General features: G+C 58.8%; 14 protein-coding genes. 2 read left to right on the top strand and 12 right to left on the bottom strand.

The genetic code is table 11. The annotated features are described in order from the left end of the window. Window positions 1–336 precede the first annotated feature (336 nt). The 9 genes from rlmB to QZ540_RS06615 all read right to left on the bottom strand — a co-directional run bounded on the left by rlmB (window position 337) and on the right by QZ540_RS06615 (window position 8,823). The gene (gene rlmB, locus QZ540_RS06655; RefSeq protein WP_005507146.1) at window positions 337–1,323 is read right to left on the bottom strand and encodes a 23S rRNA (guanosine(2251)-2'-O)-methyltransferase RlmB; all 987 of its coding nucleotides are present in this window, start codon (window positions 1,321–1,323) and stop codon (window positions 337–339) included. Window positions 1,324–1,417: 94 nt separating this feature from the next. Continuing rightward, complete coding sequence (gene cysS / locus QZ540_RS06650) at window positions 1,418–2,836, bottom strand: cysteine--tRNA ligase (RefSeq protein ID WP_294628626.1); 1,419 nt, start codon at window positions 2,834–2,836, stop codon at window positions 1,418–1,420. 82 nt (window positions 2,837–2,918) lie between these two features. Then, complete coding sequence (gene ispF, locus QZ540_RS06645) at window positions 2,919–3,401, bottom strand: 2-C-methyl-D-erythritol 2,4-cyclodiphosphate synthase (RefSeq protein ID WP_049354501.1); 483 nt, start codon at window positions 3,399–3,401, stop codon at window positions 2,919–2,921. Between the two features lie 89 nt (window positions 3,402–3,490). Continuing rightward, window positions 3,491–4,234, bottom strand: coding sequence for a 2-C-methyl-D-erythritol 4-phosphate cytidylyltransferase (gene ispD, locus QZ540_RS06640; RefSeq protein WP_294628623.1), 744 nt, complete (start codon window positions 4,232–4,234; stop codon window positions 3,491–3,493). Between the two features lie 15 nt (window positions 4,235–4,249). Beyond that, complete coding sequence (locus tag QZ540_RS06635; RefSeq protein ID WP_005507150.1) at window positions 4,250–4,933, bottom strand: response regulator transcription factor; 684 nt, start codon at window positions 4,931–4,933, stop codon at window positions 4,250–4,252. A gap of 41 nt (window positions 4,934–4,974) precedes the next feature. Further along, window positions 4,975–6,117, bottom strand: a complete 1,143-nt coding sequence (locus QZ540_RS06630) for a cell wall metabolism sensor histidine kinase WalK (protein ID WP_294628621.1) — start codon at window positions 6,115–6,117, stop codon at window positions 4,975–4,977. 179 nt (window positions 6,118–6,296) lie between these two features. Next, window positions 6,297–7,034, bottom strand: coding sequence for a phosphoglyceromutase (locus QZ540_RS06625; RefSeq protein ID WP_105361129.1), 738 nt, complete (start codon window positions 7,032–7,034; stop codon window positions 6,297–6,299). Between the two features lie 220 nt (window positions 7,035–7,254). Next, complete coding sequence (locus tag QZ540_RS06620) at window positions 7,255–7,572, bottom strand: DUF2516 family protein (protein WP_049338204.1); 318 nt, start codon at window positions 7,570–7,572, stop codon at window positions 7,255–7,257. Window positions 7,573–7,620: 48 nt separating this feature from the next. Continuing rightward, complete coding sequence (locus QZ540_RS06615) at window positions 7,621–8,823, bottom strand: PLP-dependent aspartate aminotransferase family protein (RefSeq protein WP_294628617.1); 1,203 nt, start codon at window positions 8,821–8,823, stop codon at window positions 7,621–7,623. A 160-nt stretch (window positions 8,824–8,983) separates the two neighbouring features. Here QZ540_RS06615 and tmk point away from each other — a divergent pair, with 160 nt between their 5' ends. Beyond that, window positions 8,984–9,700 (top strand): dTMP kinase, encoded by a 717-nt coding sequence (gene tmk, locus QZ540_RS06610; protein WP_294628615.1) that lies wholly within the window; start codon window positions 8,984–8,986, stop codon window positions 9,698–9,700. Next, window positions 9,697–10,836: a DNA polymerase III subunit delta' gene (locus QZ540_RS06605; RefSeq protein ID WP_294628613.1), complete on the top strand. Its 1,140-nt coding sequence runs from the start codon at window positions 9,697–9,699 to the stop codon at window positions 10,834–10,836. The genes tmk and QZ540_RS06605 overlap by 4 nt, the downstream gene beginning before the upstream one ends. A 95-nt stretch (window positions 10,837–10,931) precedes the next feature. Here QZ540_RS06605 and QZ540_RS06600 read toward each other — a convergent pair whose 3' ends face one another. From QZ540_RS06600 to manA, 3 genes are all read right to left on the bottom strand, one after another. Then, the gene (locus QZ540_RS06600) at window positions 10,932–12,287 is read right to left on the bottom strand and encodes a PFL family protein (RefSeq protein WP_294628611.1); all 1,356 of its coding nucleotides are present in this window, start codon (window positions 12,285–12,287) and stop codon (window positions 10,932–10,934) included. A 9-nt stretch (window positions 12,288–12,296) separates the two neighbouring features. Then, complete coding sequence (locus tag QZ540_RS06595; RefSeq protein ID WP_049357750.1) at window positions 12,297–12,566, bottom strand: ACT domain-containing protein; 270 nt, start codon at window positions 12,564–12,566, stop codon at window positions 12,297–12,299. A 299-nt stretch (window positions 12,567–12,865) separates the two neighbouring features. Further along, window positions 12,866–14,053, bottom strand: coding sequence for a mannose-6-phosphate isomerase, class I (gene manA / locus QZ540_RS06590; protein ID WP_294628608.1), 1,188 nt, complete (start codon window positions 14,051–14,053; stop codon window positions 12,866–12,868). Between the last annotated feature and the right edge of the window lie 90 nt (window positions 14,054–14,143).

Raw genomic sequence — 14,143 nt, 5'->3', positions numbered from 1 at the left:
CATACAACTATACAGACCCCCAAACACCCCTGCAACCCGAAAAAGGGTGAAGTAGGACACAAATACTGGGGTTTAGGTTCATCCTGACTCGAACAGAGTACTAAAACACCTAGTCAACGCAGGGTAACCCCTTCAAAATTTCTTCAAAAAAAGTTTAAAAAGCCTCAAAAGAGCCCTAAAATCCCCTAAAACTCCCCCACCCCGTATAGAAGAACCGGCTAGAGGGAGTGCAGAAGAGATAGAAAAGGAGGGCACCCCTCACGGGGTGCCCTCCTTATTCAAGCTACAGGGTTCAAACTACAGAGCTACATGCCGTAGCCCGCTAGCTTCAAAACTCTAGTTCGCAGAAGCGCGACGACGAGAAACATCGTACAGAGTAATGCCCACAGCCATCGCCGCGTTCAAAGACTCCATCGCCGAGTCAATCGGAATCGACACAATCTGATCGCAGTTCTCAGTCACCAGGCGGGACAGGCCCTTACCCTCAGAACCAACCACCACGCACAGCGGCTCATTCGCAAGCTCCAGAGCCGGCAGCTCAATATCGCCACCGCCATCCAGACCAATCACAAAGATGCCCTGCTCCTTAGCCTGCTGAATCACGCGAGTCAGGTTAGTCGCCATCGCAACAGGAATACGAGCCGCCGCACCGGCACTGGTCTTCCACGCACCAGCAGTCACAGCAGCCGAACGACGCTCAGGAATAATCACGCCGTCACCGCTAAACGCGGACACGCTACGAATAATCGCACCCAGGTTACGGGGATCGGTAATGCCATCCAGCGCCACAAACAGCGGCGGGGTCGACAGCTTACCCGAGTGCCAACGCTCCATAGTATCCAGAACCAGATCGGTAGCATCCGGGTACTTGTACGGCGGAATCTGCATCGCAACACCCTGATGCACAGAACCATCAGTCAAACGATCCAGCTCGCTACGCGGAATCTCCAGCATCGGAATGTTGCGCTTATTCGCAATAGTCATGATCTCGCGAACACGGTCATCAACCTCAACACGGCTCATGATATACAAGTGCTTCGAGGGAATCTCAGTACGCAGAGCCTCCAGCACCGCATTACGACCAGTCACCAGCTCATCGCTAGCACGCTTACCGCCCAGACGAGTCTGGAACTTACGGTTCGTACCGGTAGCAGCACGGCGCTCAGCCGCGCGCTTCATCTTATACGCCTTGTGATAAACGCGGTCCTCAGCCTTCGGAGTAGGGCCCTTACCCTCAAGCGCCTTACGGCCGTGACCACCGGTGCCCTTAGTAGCACCCTTCTTCTTGCTGGTAGCGCCCGGGCGCGAACCTGCCTTAGCCATTCTTCTCTTCCTTCGTCAAAGTTTTGAATACGAGTCTACGCGAGAGAACCCGCGCAACCTAAGCCTTGCGCACAAACGCGGGGCACATCACCCTCTAGCCAACACTCCAAGTCGAACCGTTCGCGCCATCCTTCACCTGCACACCAGCAGACGCCAACAAGTCGCGCATCGCATCAGCCTTCGCCCAATCCTTCTGAGCACGAGCATCCGCACGCTCCGCCAGAACCGCCTGAATCAGGGAGTCCAGAGCCTCATGCTCAGCACCCGAAGTGCCCTCAGCATTAAAGCTCATCAGCTGAGCCAGACCCAGAACCTCAGCCATCGCCATTACAGCGTTAGCCGCCTCCGATGCATCCTCACCAGCAGCGAGCGCAGCATTACCCGCACGAGTCTGCTCATGCAGAACCGCCAGGGCGCGAGGAATGTTCACGTCATCATCCATAGCCTCAGCAAAAGCCTGCGGAACCTCACGACCCGGCTTCAGCACATCCTGAGTAGCAGCAAGGAACGACTCAACACGCTCAATAGCGGTTGCCGCCTCCTGCAGAGACGACGGACGGTAATCAAGCACCGAACGATAATGCGCACTACCCAAGTAGTAGCGAACCACCAGCGGGCGCGCCATTTCAAGCATCTGCGCCGGCGAAATCGTATTACCGATAGACTTCGACATCTTCTCACCCTCATAGGTGACCATGCCGTTGTGCATCCAGAAGTTCGCGAAATCATCACCGGCAGCAGTCGACTGCGCCAGCTCATTCTCATGGTGCGGGAAACGCAGGTCCAAACCGCCACCATGAATATCGAAACGCGAACCCAAGTACTTGCCAGCCATCGCCGAGCACTCCAGATGCCAGCCCGGACGGCCGCGACCCCACGGAGACTCCCACGAAGCGGTCAGCGGTTCGCCTTCCTTATAACCCTTCCACAGGGCAAAATCGCGAGGGTCACGCTTACCGCGCGGATCAGCATCCGCAGAATCCTGCATATCCTCAACGCTCTGATTCGTCAGTGCGCCGTACTTATCCCACGAACGCACATCAAAATACACGTCACCAGAATCATCCAACGCCGGGTACGCGTGACCGCGATCAATCAGACGCTGAATCAAAGCAAACATCTCCGGAATATGACCGGTCGCGCGCGGCTCATACGTCGGCGGATCAATACCCAACGCCGCATACGCCTGAGCAAAAACCTTCTCAAAACGGTACGCGAGCGCCCACCACTGCTCATTCGGGAACTCACCCTCAAAACCGGGCTGCATAGAATCAGCAGACTTCGCCAAAATCTTGTCATCAATATCAGTGACATTGCGGACCGTCGTCACCTTCAAGCCACGGTAACGCATCCAGCGGCTCAGCTGGTCGAACACCAGTGCCGAACGGATATGGCCCAGGTGCGGTTCACCCTGCACCGTAGCACCGCAATAGTAGATACGCGCCTCACCGGGCACGACGGGCTCAAACTCGCGAATAGTCGCGGAAGCAGAATCATAAAAACGCATAGTCACACTCTCATTCTACGGGGTCGGTTCAGACACCGGGTCGGTAAATCAGCGATAGGTTACAGAATGGCTCAAAGCAACCAAACACCTACGAACGCGGATACACCAGCGCCGTCGCAATAGCAGCCACGCCCTCACCGCGGCCCGTCAAACCCAAACCATCAGTAGTCGTCGCAATCACCGTCACCGGAGCACCCGCCGCCTCGCTCAGCACGCGGTTCGCCTCCTCACGGCGCGGAGAGAACTTCGGGCGATTACCCACCAGCTGAACACTCACATTACCAATCTCAAAACCGGCCGCACGCACAATCGCCGCCGCCTCAGACAGAATACGAACACCCGAAGCACCCTTCATATCCGGGCGGTCCACACCAAAGTTCGACCCCAAATCCCCCGTACCCGAGGCAGCGAACAGCGCATCAGCGGCAGCATGAGCCACCACATCACCATCAGAATGGCCGCTCAAACCACGCTCACCCGGCCAATGCAGGCCAGCAATATACAGAGGAGTGCCCTCCTCACCAAAAGCATGGACATCAACACCGGTACCAACACGAGGAATAACAGTCATCACAGGACCCTTCAATCGAACAAAAATCTTCTCAGCGGCAGTGCCCGCCCCACTACAGAGGCAGGTATAGGAGGCGTTAGGCGGCAGGATTAGGAAGCAGAATCACCAAACAGCGCGCGAGCAACCCGCAAATCCAACGGAGTCGTCACCTTAAACGCATCCGCATCACCGGCAACCGTCAACACCGGCTCGCCCGCCGCCTCCATAGCCATCGCATCATCAGTCAACAGCTCAGCTTCCTCGGGCGGCAGGGATCGGCTACGCTCATGCGCCGCCAACAGGGCAGAGACCTCAAAACCCTGAGGAGTCTGCACCGCACGCATCTGCGCGCGCGAAGGAGTACCCGTCACCAGGCCGGCAGAATCCACGGTCTTCACCGTATCCACCACCGGCAACACAGGAATCACCGCACGCACAACACCCTGCGGACTCTCAGAACCCAGACCCTCAAGCACACGGTGATACACCTGCGGCGGAGTAAAAGCACGAGCACAATCATGAATCAGCACATAATCCACCGGAACCTGTGCATCCTTCAATGCATCCAACGCCGCAACCACCGAAGCAGTACGAGTATTACCGCCGGCAGTAATCAACGCGCCAGCACGGCGAGCATCCTCCAAAAGCTCCGGGCAGCTCACCGAACAATCAGCAGGAACCGTCACCACCACATGCTCAGCAACACCCGAAGCGAGCGCACCCTCCAACGCATAATCCAGCAGAGTACGACCATGCACACGCACAGCAGCCTTCGGAATCGGCTCACCCAGGCGAGTACCTGAACCAGCCGCCAAAACAATCACAGCAGTATTCGCCGCAGAAGCAGAAGTCATCAGTCTCTAGCCCGCCTACGCCTCGAACTTATAGCCCAAGCCGCGAACCGTCACCACATACTGCGGGGCAGAAGAGTCCGGCTCAATCTTCGAACGCAGACGCTTAATATGCACGTCCAGGGTCTTCGTATCGCCCACATAGTCGGCACCCCACACGCGCTCAATCAGCTGGCCGCGAGTCATCACACGACCCACATTGCGCAGCAGAATCTCAAGGAGCTCAAACTCCTTCAGCGGCATAGAAATCTCTTCACCATTAACCGTCACCACATGGCGGTCAATATCCATGCGCACCGGGCCGCCCTGCAGCACCGACTCAGTAGCAGAATCAGTCTCCGCCGAACGACGACGCAACACCGCGCGGATACGAGCAATCAGCTCACGCGCAGAATACGGCTTCGTCACATAGTCATCAGCGCCCAGCTCCAGACCCAGAACCTTATCCAGCTCAGAATCCTTAGCGGTCAGCATGATAATCGGGACCGAAGACACCTCACGCAGCTTACGGCACACCTCCATACCGGACATGCCCGGAAGCATCACATCCAGAAGCACCAGGTCCGCACCCTCGCGGTCAAACACCGGCAGAGCATCCAGACCGTTATCTACAACAATCGTCTGGAAACCCTCACGACCCAGCAAAAACGCCAGAGGATCCGAGAGGGCCTCTTCGTCCTCAACAATCAGAATTTTAGACATCAATAACTTCCTTCGATTCCATAAAACCTATACCGCTAACACTACACTGCGACCGGAGCCTCATTCAGCGGCAACGCCAACGTAAACGTCGAGCCCTCCTGCGGCATCGAACGAACCGTCACGCTACCACCGTGCTGAGTCATCACATGCTTCACAATGCTCAAGCCCAAACCGGTACCGCCCGTCTGACGCGAACGAGCCGGATCAACCCGGTAAAAACGCTCAAAAATACGCTTCTGCTCATCCTCAGGAATGCCCACGCCCTGATCAGAAACCTCAACCAGCAGCTGATCAGCCACACGATGCACCCAAATATCCACCTTCGTATGCTCCGGCGAATACCGCACCGCATTCTCCACCACGTTCTGCACAGCAATACCGAGCAGCTCGGCGTCACCATACACCTCGGGGACCTCCTCGATGCGGGTAGAAATCTGGATGTCCTTCTCCTCCGCCACAATATGCGAACGATCCACCGCATCAGCCACCAAAGAAGGCACCGACACCGGACCACCGCGCGCAATCACATCGGTCGACTGCAGACGCGAAAGCTCAATAATGTCACGCACCAGCGCAGAGAGGCGGCGAGTCTCCTTATGCAGACGACCCACAAAATACTCAATCGCCTCAGGGTCATCACTCGCCTGCTCAATAGCCTCAGCCAACAAACTCACCGCACCCACCGGAGTCTTCAACTCATGCGACACATTCGCCACAAAATCATTACGCATACGCTGCACGCGAGAAATCTCAGTACGGTCATCAGCCAGCACCAGAATGTACTCATCACCCAGCGACGCAACACGCACATCCAGGACCAGCGCCTCACCCTCACCGCGGTCAATCTCAAAGCTACGCTCCACAAAAATACCGCGATGACGCACCGTGCGAATCATATCCGCCAACTCATCAGACGCCACCGTATGGCCACGCACCAGACCCATCGCATAAGCACCCGGAGAAGCCTGAACCACGCCGCCCACCTCATCAATCACCAGGTAGGCGCGACCAATCACAGCAAGCACCTGAGCGGCACCATCACGCAGCGCCGGCGCCGACACCAAGCTACGCTCCTGCTCCCGCTCACTACGCGCCACCGCGTTCATGCTCAGGACGCCCACCAGCAGACCTATCATGCCCGCAATAAAGGCGATCAGACCGGCATCCATGTACTTCCCTTCCATTCGAGTACCCCACTCAGTATAAATGTGGCCGGTACCCAGCACTCAGGCGAGCGCGCCTCTTCTCAGACCGACTTCAGACCAACTCTCCGTGCAGAAACCTTGCAGAGAACGCAATGAGCCGCCCACCTTACCGGTGGACGGCTCATCACAAACACAGGGGAAAAACCCTGCCGAAGGTATTACTTACCCTGGTTTGCTACGGCAGCAATAGCGTCCTTAGCAGCCTCGGGGTCCAGGTACTCGCCAGCCTTGACGGGCTTGAAGTTCTCATCCAGCTCGTAGTACAGCGGAATACCGGTCGGGATGTTCAGACCAGCAATGTCCTCATCGGAAATACCCTCGAGGTGCTTGACCAGCGAACGCAGGGAGTTGCCGTGTGCAGCAACCAGAACGGTCTTACCTGCTGCGAGGTCGGGCTTGATGTCCGACTCCCAGTAGGGAAGCATACGGCCCAGAACGTCCTTCAGGCACTCGGTGCGAGGAGCGTTCTCAACATCCGCGTAGCGGGGGTCGTTTGCCTGCGAGTAGGGGTCGTTGTCGTCCAGCGGGGGCGGCGGAACGTCGTAGGAACGACGCCAAGTCATGAACTTCTCGTCGCCGTATTCCTCGCGGATCTCGGACTTGTTCTTACCCTGCAGAGCACCGTAGTGACGCTCGTTCAGGCGCCAGGTGCGCTTGACGGGAATCCACAGACGGTCTGCTGCATCCAGTGCAAGGTTTGCGGTGTTGATTGCGCGACGCTGCAGGGAGGTGTGAACAACATCGGGGAGGATGTTGCGCTCTGCCAGCAGCTCGCCGCCGCGCTTAGCCTCAGCGCGACCCTTATCGGTCAGGTTAACGTCCACCCAGCCGGTGAACAGGTTCTTCTCGTTCCACTCGGACTGGCCGTGGCGCAGGAGTACTAGTTTGTAAGTCATACCTCTATTTTTTCATTTACCCGCCGGTTTGTCATGCCTTAGAGCCTAGAAAATATGCATTCTCCCAAAAATTTATAAGGGTCTTTTCTACCAGAAGAGGAACGGCAAAAACCGCGCCAAGACGCGGCAAAGCCCCGCACACCATCCGACCGGGACAAACCCGGCAGAGGGTGCACGAGACCTCACACTCTATCGCTCAAAGCGAGCGCACAAGCTAACGCTAGAAACGGCGGCGACCCACCGAAGGCCACACGCCAGCCAGGAACACGCAGCTAATCACAGCAGCAACCAGCTGAAGAATCAGCACAGTATTACCGCCGCCAGTCACCGCAGCAAAAACACTAAACAGCGACACCGCGGCAGAACCACCAGTCAAAGCCAGCCACGTGTTCTTCGGGCGCTTACCGGCAAAATCGTACGCGTTCGCCGGAGACATCCACGCACGCACAAAAGCCAGCACACCAACCACGGCAGCCGCAATAGCCAGCAGCGTATCAACAAAAGTGGTCACATACCAGACCAGCAGAATAGGAGACATAGTATTCCTTAGAATCAGCAGCTTCTCTAGACAACCCTAGCAAAGTGCCTAGCGGACAACCTTAAAGGCCTCAACCAAGTCATTGTAAAGGTCATCAACGTTCTCAATACCCACCGACAGGCGCAGCAGCGACTCCGGAATCGAATCCGGCTCGTTACCGTGGCGACGGCGACGCTCCACCAGGGACTCCACACCACCCAGGGAGGTTGCCGGGGTCCACAGCTTCAGCGCCTCCACAACGTTACGGGCACCCGCCGCATCGGTATCCAGGGTGACGCACAGAATCGCGCCGAAACCGTCCATCTGCTTCTTCGCGACCTCATGGCCGCAGTCGCTCTCCAGACCCGGGTAACGCACCTCGGTCACGAAGGGGTGCTCGCTCAGGCGCTCCGCAAGAACCTGCGCGTTCTGCACCGCACGCTCCACGCGCAGCGCCAGGGTGCGCAGACCGCGCAGACCGAGCCACGCCTCCACCGGACCGGGGATTGCGCCGTTGGTGATGCGGTGGTGCAGCATCGCCTTGTACAGCTCCTCGTTCGAGGTCAGGGTCATGCCCAGCAGCACATCCGAGTGGCCCGCCAGGAACTTCGTTGCGGAGTGAACCACAACGTCAGCACCCAAGGTCAGGGGACGCTGCAGAATCGGGGTCGCGAAGGTGTTGTCCACTGCGGTCACAATACCCAGGCGGCGGGCGGCAGTCAGCAGGGCGGGCAGGTCAGCGACCTCAAGCATCGGGTTGGTGGGGCTCTCCAGCCACGCCAGGACCTTCGGTGCCGAGTAGTTCACGTTCTCGGGGGTCACGCCAGCGCGGGATGCGGCGTCCTCCATAGCGGCGATAACGCTCTCGGTGTCTTCAATGTCCACGCGAATGAGCTCGATGATGCCGCGGCGTTCCAAATCCTTGCACAGGGTCACCGACGCCATGTATGCGTGCTTCGGAATCAGCACAATGGAACCAACCGGAACCAGGTCAATCACGGCGGCGACAGCAGCCATGCCGGAGGGGAACAGCAGACCCGGCTGGGATGCGTTCTCCAGCTTCGCCACAACCTCTTCCATACCCTCCCAGGTGGGGTTCGAGAAGCGGGCGTACACGCGGTCCTGCTCAATGTTGACAGCGTCCACGCCGCGGTAGGTGGAAGAAAGAACGATCGGGGGGTTCACCGGCGCGTCATGCTCGTGTGCCGGGCGGCCGCCGGAGACGACGAAGGTCTCGGCGGAGTAATTCATGTCGTGGTTATCTGCACTCATGCCTTTAAGCCTGGCACACCCACGCCCAGAACGCACGCCCACGCCGGTGACGGTACACAGGATTTACATGTTTTTTACCTGTAAGCGCGCTCAATGCTGTTCGGAACCGTCGCCAAAGCCGCACCGAAGATTTGGGCAGACCCGGTACCCTTAAGAAGTGATGGATACTCTCAGCTACACCCCCGATGCGCAGAATCTTCCCGCCGACCCGACCGGTCGCCGCGGGCTTTTTATCGTGGTTGAAGGAGGCGACGGCGCCGGCAAAACCACCCAGCTCGCACTGCTGGATGAAGCGCTACGCGACCGCGGATACCGTGTCATCACCACCCGCGAACCCGGCGGCACCGAGATTGGCGAAAAGCTGCGCGCACTCGTCCTTGAGGCAGGTCAGGGCACCATTGACGACCGCACCGAGGCGCTGATTTTTGCGGCATCCCGCGCGGCGCACGCCTCCCAGCTGATTCGTCCCGCGCTCGCTGAGGGCGCCATCGTACTCAGCGACCGCTATATTGACTCTTCTGCCGCCTACCAGGGCGTAGGCCGTGATCTGGGCGTTGAAACCATCGTCGATTTGAGCCGCTGGGCCACCGCCGATCTGGTACCCGACGCAACCCTGCTGTTGAGCGTGCCGCTGAGCGCCGAGCAGGAACGCATGGACCAGCGCGGCACCGTCGACCGCATTGAGGCTGAAGGTGCGGCGTTCAAGGCGCGTATTCACGGTGCCTTCGAGCAGATTGCCCGCGAGGACGCTAACGGTTCGCACCGCATCATTGACGGCGTGGGCACGATTGAGCAGGTACACGCGCGCGTGCTCGAGGTGCTTGAACCGCTACTCGCCGCCCGTGAGCTGGTCCGCACCCCGCAGGAGGACGCATGAGTCTCTGGGATACCCTGCTGATTCCTGCCGATAAGCTCCAGCAGCTACGCGCAGACGCCGCCGCTGACCGTCCCACGCACGCTTGGCTTTTTACGGGTGCGACCGGTGCGCCTCACCGTGAGGCGGCGAAGGTTTTTGCTGCCGCTCTGCTGTGCGAGCAGCCCGACCCGCAGAACCGCGGGTGCGGACAGTGCAAGGGTTGTGTGACCGTCATGAACGGTTCGCACGCGGATTTTACGCACTTTAGTACCGAGGCGACGCAGATCAGCATTGATGAGGCACGCGAGCTGGTCATGAAGGCTCAGGACCGCCCGACCGTGGGTCGTTGGCGCGTAATTCTGGTGGAGGATACCGAGCGCATGCCGGAGCGCACCTCCAATGTGTTGTTGAAGGCAATTGAGGAGCCGCCGCCGCATACGATTTGGCTGTTGACGGCGCCCTCCCCCACCGACGTGCTGGTGACGATTCGTTCGCGATGCCGTCCGGTGCAATTGCCGGTTCCGATGGATGCGCAGGTGCACGAGTATCTGCTGGCGCACGGTGTGGCTGATCCGTTGGCGCAGCGTGCGGCACGCCTGGCTCTGGGCGATGCGCAGGAGGGGTACCGTTTGGCGACCGATGAGCAGGCGATGGCTCGTCGGGAGCTGATTACCTCCCTGATTCTGAATGTTCGTTCTATTTCTTCGGCTTTCAACGCCGCAGAAAAGCTCACCGACCTTGCCGATCAGGACGCACAGGCCGTCTCCGCTCTCAAGGATGAGCAGGAACGCCAGGAGCTACTGGCTCTGCTGGGTATCCGCGAGGGTGAGCGGGTTTCGCCGTCCTTGCGAGCGCAGGTTCGCCGCCTAGAGGAGCAGCAGAAGCGCCGCGCTAAGCGCGTTTCCTCCGATACGCTGTTGCGTTCTGTGGCTCAGGTTCAGACGGTTCTGCGTGATGCGTTGACGGTGGCTCTGTCTGCGCAGGCTCCGCTGGTCAATGAGCATTTGCGGGAGCCTCTGGAGGCGTTCTGCACCCGCCGTTCCGCCCAACAACTGCTGGAGGATGTGCAGGCGGTCGAACTGACTCTGCGTCGCCTGAAGACAAATGCGAATGCGCGTCTGGCGCTTGAGGCGTTGATGAGCCGCTTCGTGTATTAGTAGCTTCTTGGTAGCTCATACAGTACAAGGGGAGGCACCGAAGAGATATTCTTCGGTGCCTCCCCTTTTCTATAGACTCTAAAAGTGCCTAGAGGTTAGTTGCGGAAACCGTGAACCGGCGACGGAATACGACCGCAGCGGGCGATGAACGCATCCGCGCTCGGGGTGTGGGTCGGCATAACGGGTGCTCGACCGAGCAGGCCGCCAAATTCGACCATGTCGCCTACGCCCAGGCTGACGGCCGGAATCACGCGGACCGCGGTGGTCTTGTGGTTCATCACGCCGATTGCTGCCTCGTCGGCAATCATTGCGGCGAGGGTGGAGGCGGGGGTATCGCCGGGAACCGCGACCATGTCCAGGCCGACGGAGCAGATGGCGGTCATTGCTTCGAGCTTGTCGAGGCTGATGTGTCCGGCTGCGGCGGATTCAATCATGCCGATATCCTCAGAGATCGGGATGAAGGAGCCGGAAAGTCCACCGACGTTCGAGCACGCCATGAGGCCGCCCTTCTTGACCGCATCGTTGAGCAGTGCGAGAGCCGCGACGGTGCCGTGGGTACCGACGGTTTCAAGGCCCATCTCTTCGAGGATGTGTGCGACCGAGTCGCCAATCTCTGCGGTGGGCGCCAGGGAGAGGTCGATAATGTTGAACTGTACGCCCAGGCGTTCAGCAGCGAGGGTACCGACCAGCTGACCGACGCGGGTAATCTTGAAGGCCGCCTTCTTGATTTCTTCCGCGCAGGTGTCGAAAGATTCGCCGCGGACCTTCTGCAGGGCGCGGTGCACCACGCCGGGACCGGAGACACCCACGGAGATGGTGGTGTCTGCCTCCTGCACTCCGTGGAATGCGCCGGCCATGAAGGGGTTGTCGCTGACGGCGTTGGCGAAGACCACGAGCTTGGCGCAGCCGAAGCCGTGCGCATCGGCGGTCAGGTCGGCGGTGGCGCGGATGGTTTCGCCCATGAGCTTGACGGCGCTCATGTTGATGCCGGCACGGGAGGAGCCGATATCCACGGAGGAGCAGACCACGTCGGTCTCGGCGAGGGCGCGGGGAATGGAGCGAATCAGCTTTTCGTCGGCGGGGGTCATGCCCTTATCGACGAGGGCGCTGAAGCCGCCCACGAAGTTCACGCCCACGGCCTTGGCCGCCGCGTCGAGGGTGCGGGCGAACTCCACGTAGTCCTCGTCATCGGATGCACCGGCCACCAACGCGATGGGGGTGACGGCGATGCGCTTGTTGACGATCGGGATGCCGAGCTCGGCCTCGATGCCTTCGCAGACGCTCACGAGGTTTGCCGCGCGGGTGGTGATCTTCTCGTAGATCTTGCGGCGGGCTACTTCGCCGTCGGAGTCGGCGCAGTCGAGCAGGGAGATGCCCATGGTGACGGTGCGAATGTCGAGCTTCTGTTCCTCAATCATTCGGATAGTGTCAAGAATATTGTCGTTCATCATGGTGGTCGCCTAGATGGTGTGCATTGCCTTGAAGATGGATTCTGCCTGGATGCGAATCTGTACCTTCTGTTCGTGTTCGACACCGGTCATGGCTTCCTGCAGGTCGATGAGGTTCTGCTGGGTTTCGTCGAAGGAGCAGTGCATGATCATGGTGAAGTATTCGCCCATGATGGTCTGGGAGACGTCGAGGACGTTGACCTTGCGCTCGGCGAGGGTTGCGGTCACGGCAGCGATGATGCCTTCGTGGTCGATACCTGTGACGGTGAGGATGATCTTCACGGTGTTCTCCTAATGGTTTGGGGCTGCGTACCGAAAGAATGCGTGCATAAAGGCACAGGTATACGCATATTTATAAGACCAATTATAGGTTACTCAGAACACATTCTGCAGGGGGAACACAAAAAGCCGCCGTTACTCACGCTGACGGGGCATAAAAAATCCACGCCTTCCCGGTCTGAATAAATACAGGGAAGAACGTGGATTCTTTATTATGTGCCAGTCTTGATGTATCTTTCGACACTCCTTATATCTGGCTAGATTATAACTGTCTAGAAGTTTTAGTTATCGAGGATTATTTCCTAAACATAAGAAGCAATGTACAGCTCGCCATTACCGCTCAAGGTTGCCTCGGAGGGCTCACCCACGTGCAGTACCGACTCGGTGGCGCCCAGCACGAACTCTTCGGTGCCGTTGCCGTCTGCCGCGTGAATGGTGATTTCACCGGATACGCTCAGTGCGGCACTAATACCCTCAAAGGTGTATTCCTGCGGCTTGCCCTCTTCAACGCGGATGCGGGTTACGCTCATGCGCTCATCCCACATGGCATAGGTGCCCACGGGTGCGTTATCGGGGGTGGGTTGCTGAATCACGGGGGCGTCCTGGCTTTCGCCGAGAACCTTGATGAGCTCTTCGGTGTCGATGTGCTTTGCGGTCAGACCCGCGCGCATCACGTTATCGGAGGGGTTCATCAGCTCAATGGCGGTACCGGAGACGTAGGCGTGCACCTGGCCGTCGGGGGTGAATGCGGATTCGCCGGGTGCCAGGTGCACCAGGTTCATGACGAATGCGACGAGCAGGCCGCAGTCGCCGGGGTACTTGCCGGCAACAATCTGTACGAGCTCAGCGGCGTCAGCAATGAGCGCGTTTTCGGAGCCGGTCAGCTGTGCTGCCACCTCGATGAGCTGTTCAACAGCGGTTGCGGCAGCGTCTTCGGGCATGCGAATAATCTCGGTCAACAGCTGCTTGGGGGTAAGCTCCACGCGCTCTGCCAGCCAGTCAGCTTTGAATGCCCTCGCCAGTTCTGCCAGCTGCGCGGAGGTGCGCACACCGGTGAGCACACGCATCGGGGTCAGCGCAATGACGGTTTCGGGCTTGGAGTAGCGGTCCTTGTAGTTGCGGTGCGGCGCGTCAATCGCGATGCCGCGTGCCTGCTCGTCCTCGAAGCCAGCAATAGCCTGCTCGGGGGTGGGGTGCACCTGAATCGACAGGGGTGCATCAATCGCAAGGATCTTAAAGAGGAAAGGGAACCAGTCGGAGGTACGGTCCGGGCGCAGGAAACGGGAGGGCTCAGCCTGAATCAGTTCGTTGAGCGGGGACTCGGTGCCGTCAACGGTTGCGCGGGAGGGAGCAGCCGGATGCGCACCAACCCACACCTCAGCCTCGGGCTGCTCGGTGGGTACGGGCACGCCACGCATGCGTCCGAGAATTTCGCGGGAACCCCACGCATAATTCTGAATCTGGTTTTTTAGGGAAAAAATCTCACCCATGGGGGAAAATACCTCTCGACGTGAGTTATTTGAAGCAAGTGACGTGATAAAAAACCCATACATTCAGCGGAATTTATAAGGTTTTACCAG

The sequence above is a fragment of the uncultured Rothia sp. genome (assembly GCF_916049665.1).
GTDB lineage: Bacteria > Actinomycetota > Actinomycetes > Actinomycetales > Micrococcaceae > Rothia.
The sequence above is the reverse complement of the archived record's forward strand: the minus strand, read 5'-3'. Positions and strand labels throughout refer to the sequence as shown.

Excerpts from the sequence above, each read along its gene's own strand:
- rlmB (WP_005507146.1), bottom strand. The coding sequence starts at position 1,323 with ATGGCTAAGGCAGGTTCGCGCCCGGGCGCTACCAGCAAGAAGAAGGGT.
- ispF (WP_049354501.1), bottom strand. The coding sequence starts at position 3,401 with ATGACTGTTATTCCTCGTGTTGGTACCGGTGTTGATGTCCATGCTTTT.
- ispD (WP_294628623.1), bottom strand. The coding sequence starts at position 4,234 with ATGACTTCTGCTTCTGCGGCGAATACTGCTGTGATTGTTTTGGCGGCT.
- QZ540_RS06635 (WP_005507150.1), bottom strand. The coding sequence starts at position 4,933 with ATGTCTAAAATTCTGATTGTTGAGGACGAAGAGGCCCTCTCGGATCCT.
- QZ540_RS06630 (WP_294628621.1), bottom strand. The coding sequence starts at position 6,117 with ATGGAAGGGAAGTACATGGATGCCGGTCTGATCGCCTTTATTGCGGGC.
- QZ540_RS06625 (WP_105361129.1), bottom strand. The coding sequence starts at position 7,034 with ATGACTTACAAACTAGTACTCCTGCGCCACGGCCAGTCCGAGTGGAAC.
- QZ540_RS06620 (WP_049338204.1), bottom strand. The coding sequence starts at position 7,572 with ATGTCTCCTATTCTGCTGGTCTGGTATGTGACCACTTTTGTTGATACG.
- QZ540_RS06615 (WP_294628617.1), bottom strand. The coding sequence starts at position 8,823 with ATGAGTGCAGATAACCACGACATGAATTACTCCGCCGAGACCTTCGTC.
- tmk (WP_294628615.1), top strand. The coding sequence starts at position 8,984 with ATGGATACTCTCAGCTACACCCCCGATGCGCAGAATCTTCCCGCCGAC.
- QZ540_RS06605 (WP_294628613.1), top strand. The coding sequence starts at position 9,697 with ATGAGTCTCTGGGATACCCTGCTGATTCCTGCCGATAAGCTCCAGCAG.
- QZ540_RS06600 (WP_294628611.1), bottom strand. The coding sequence starts at position 12,287 with ATGATGAACGACAATATTCTTGACACTATCCGAATGATTGAGGAACAG.
- manA (WP_294628608.1), bottom strand. The coding sequence starts at position 14,053 with ATGGGTGAGATTTTTTCCCTAAAAAACCAGATTCAGAATTATGCGTGG.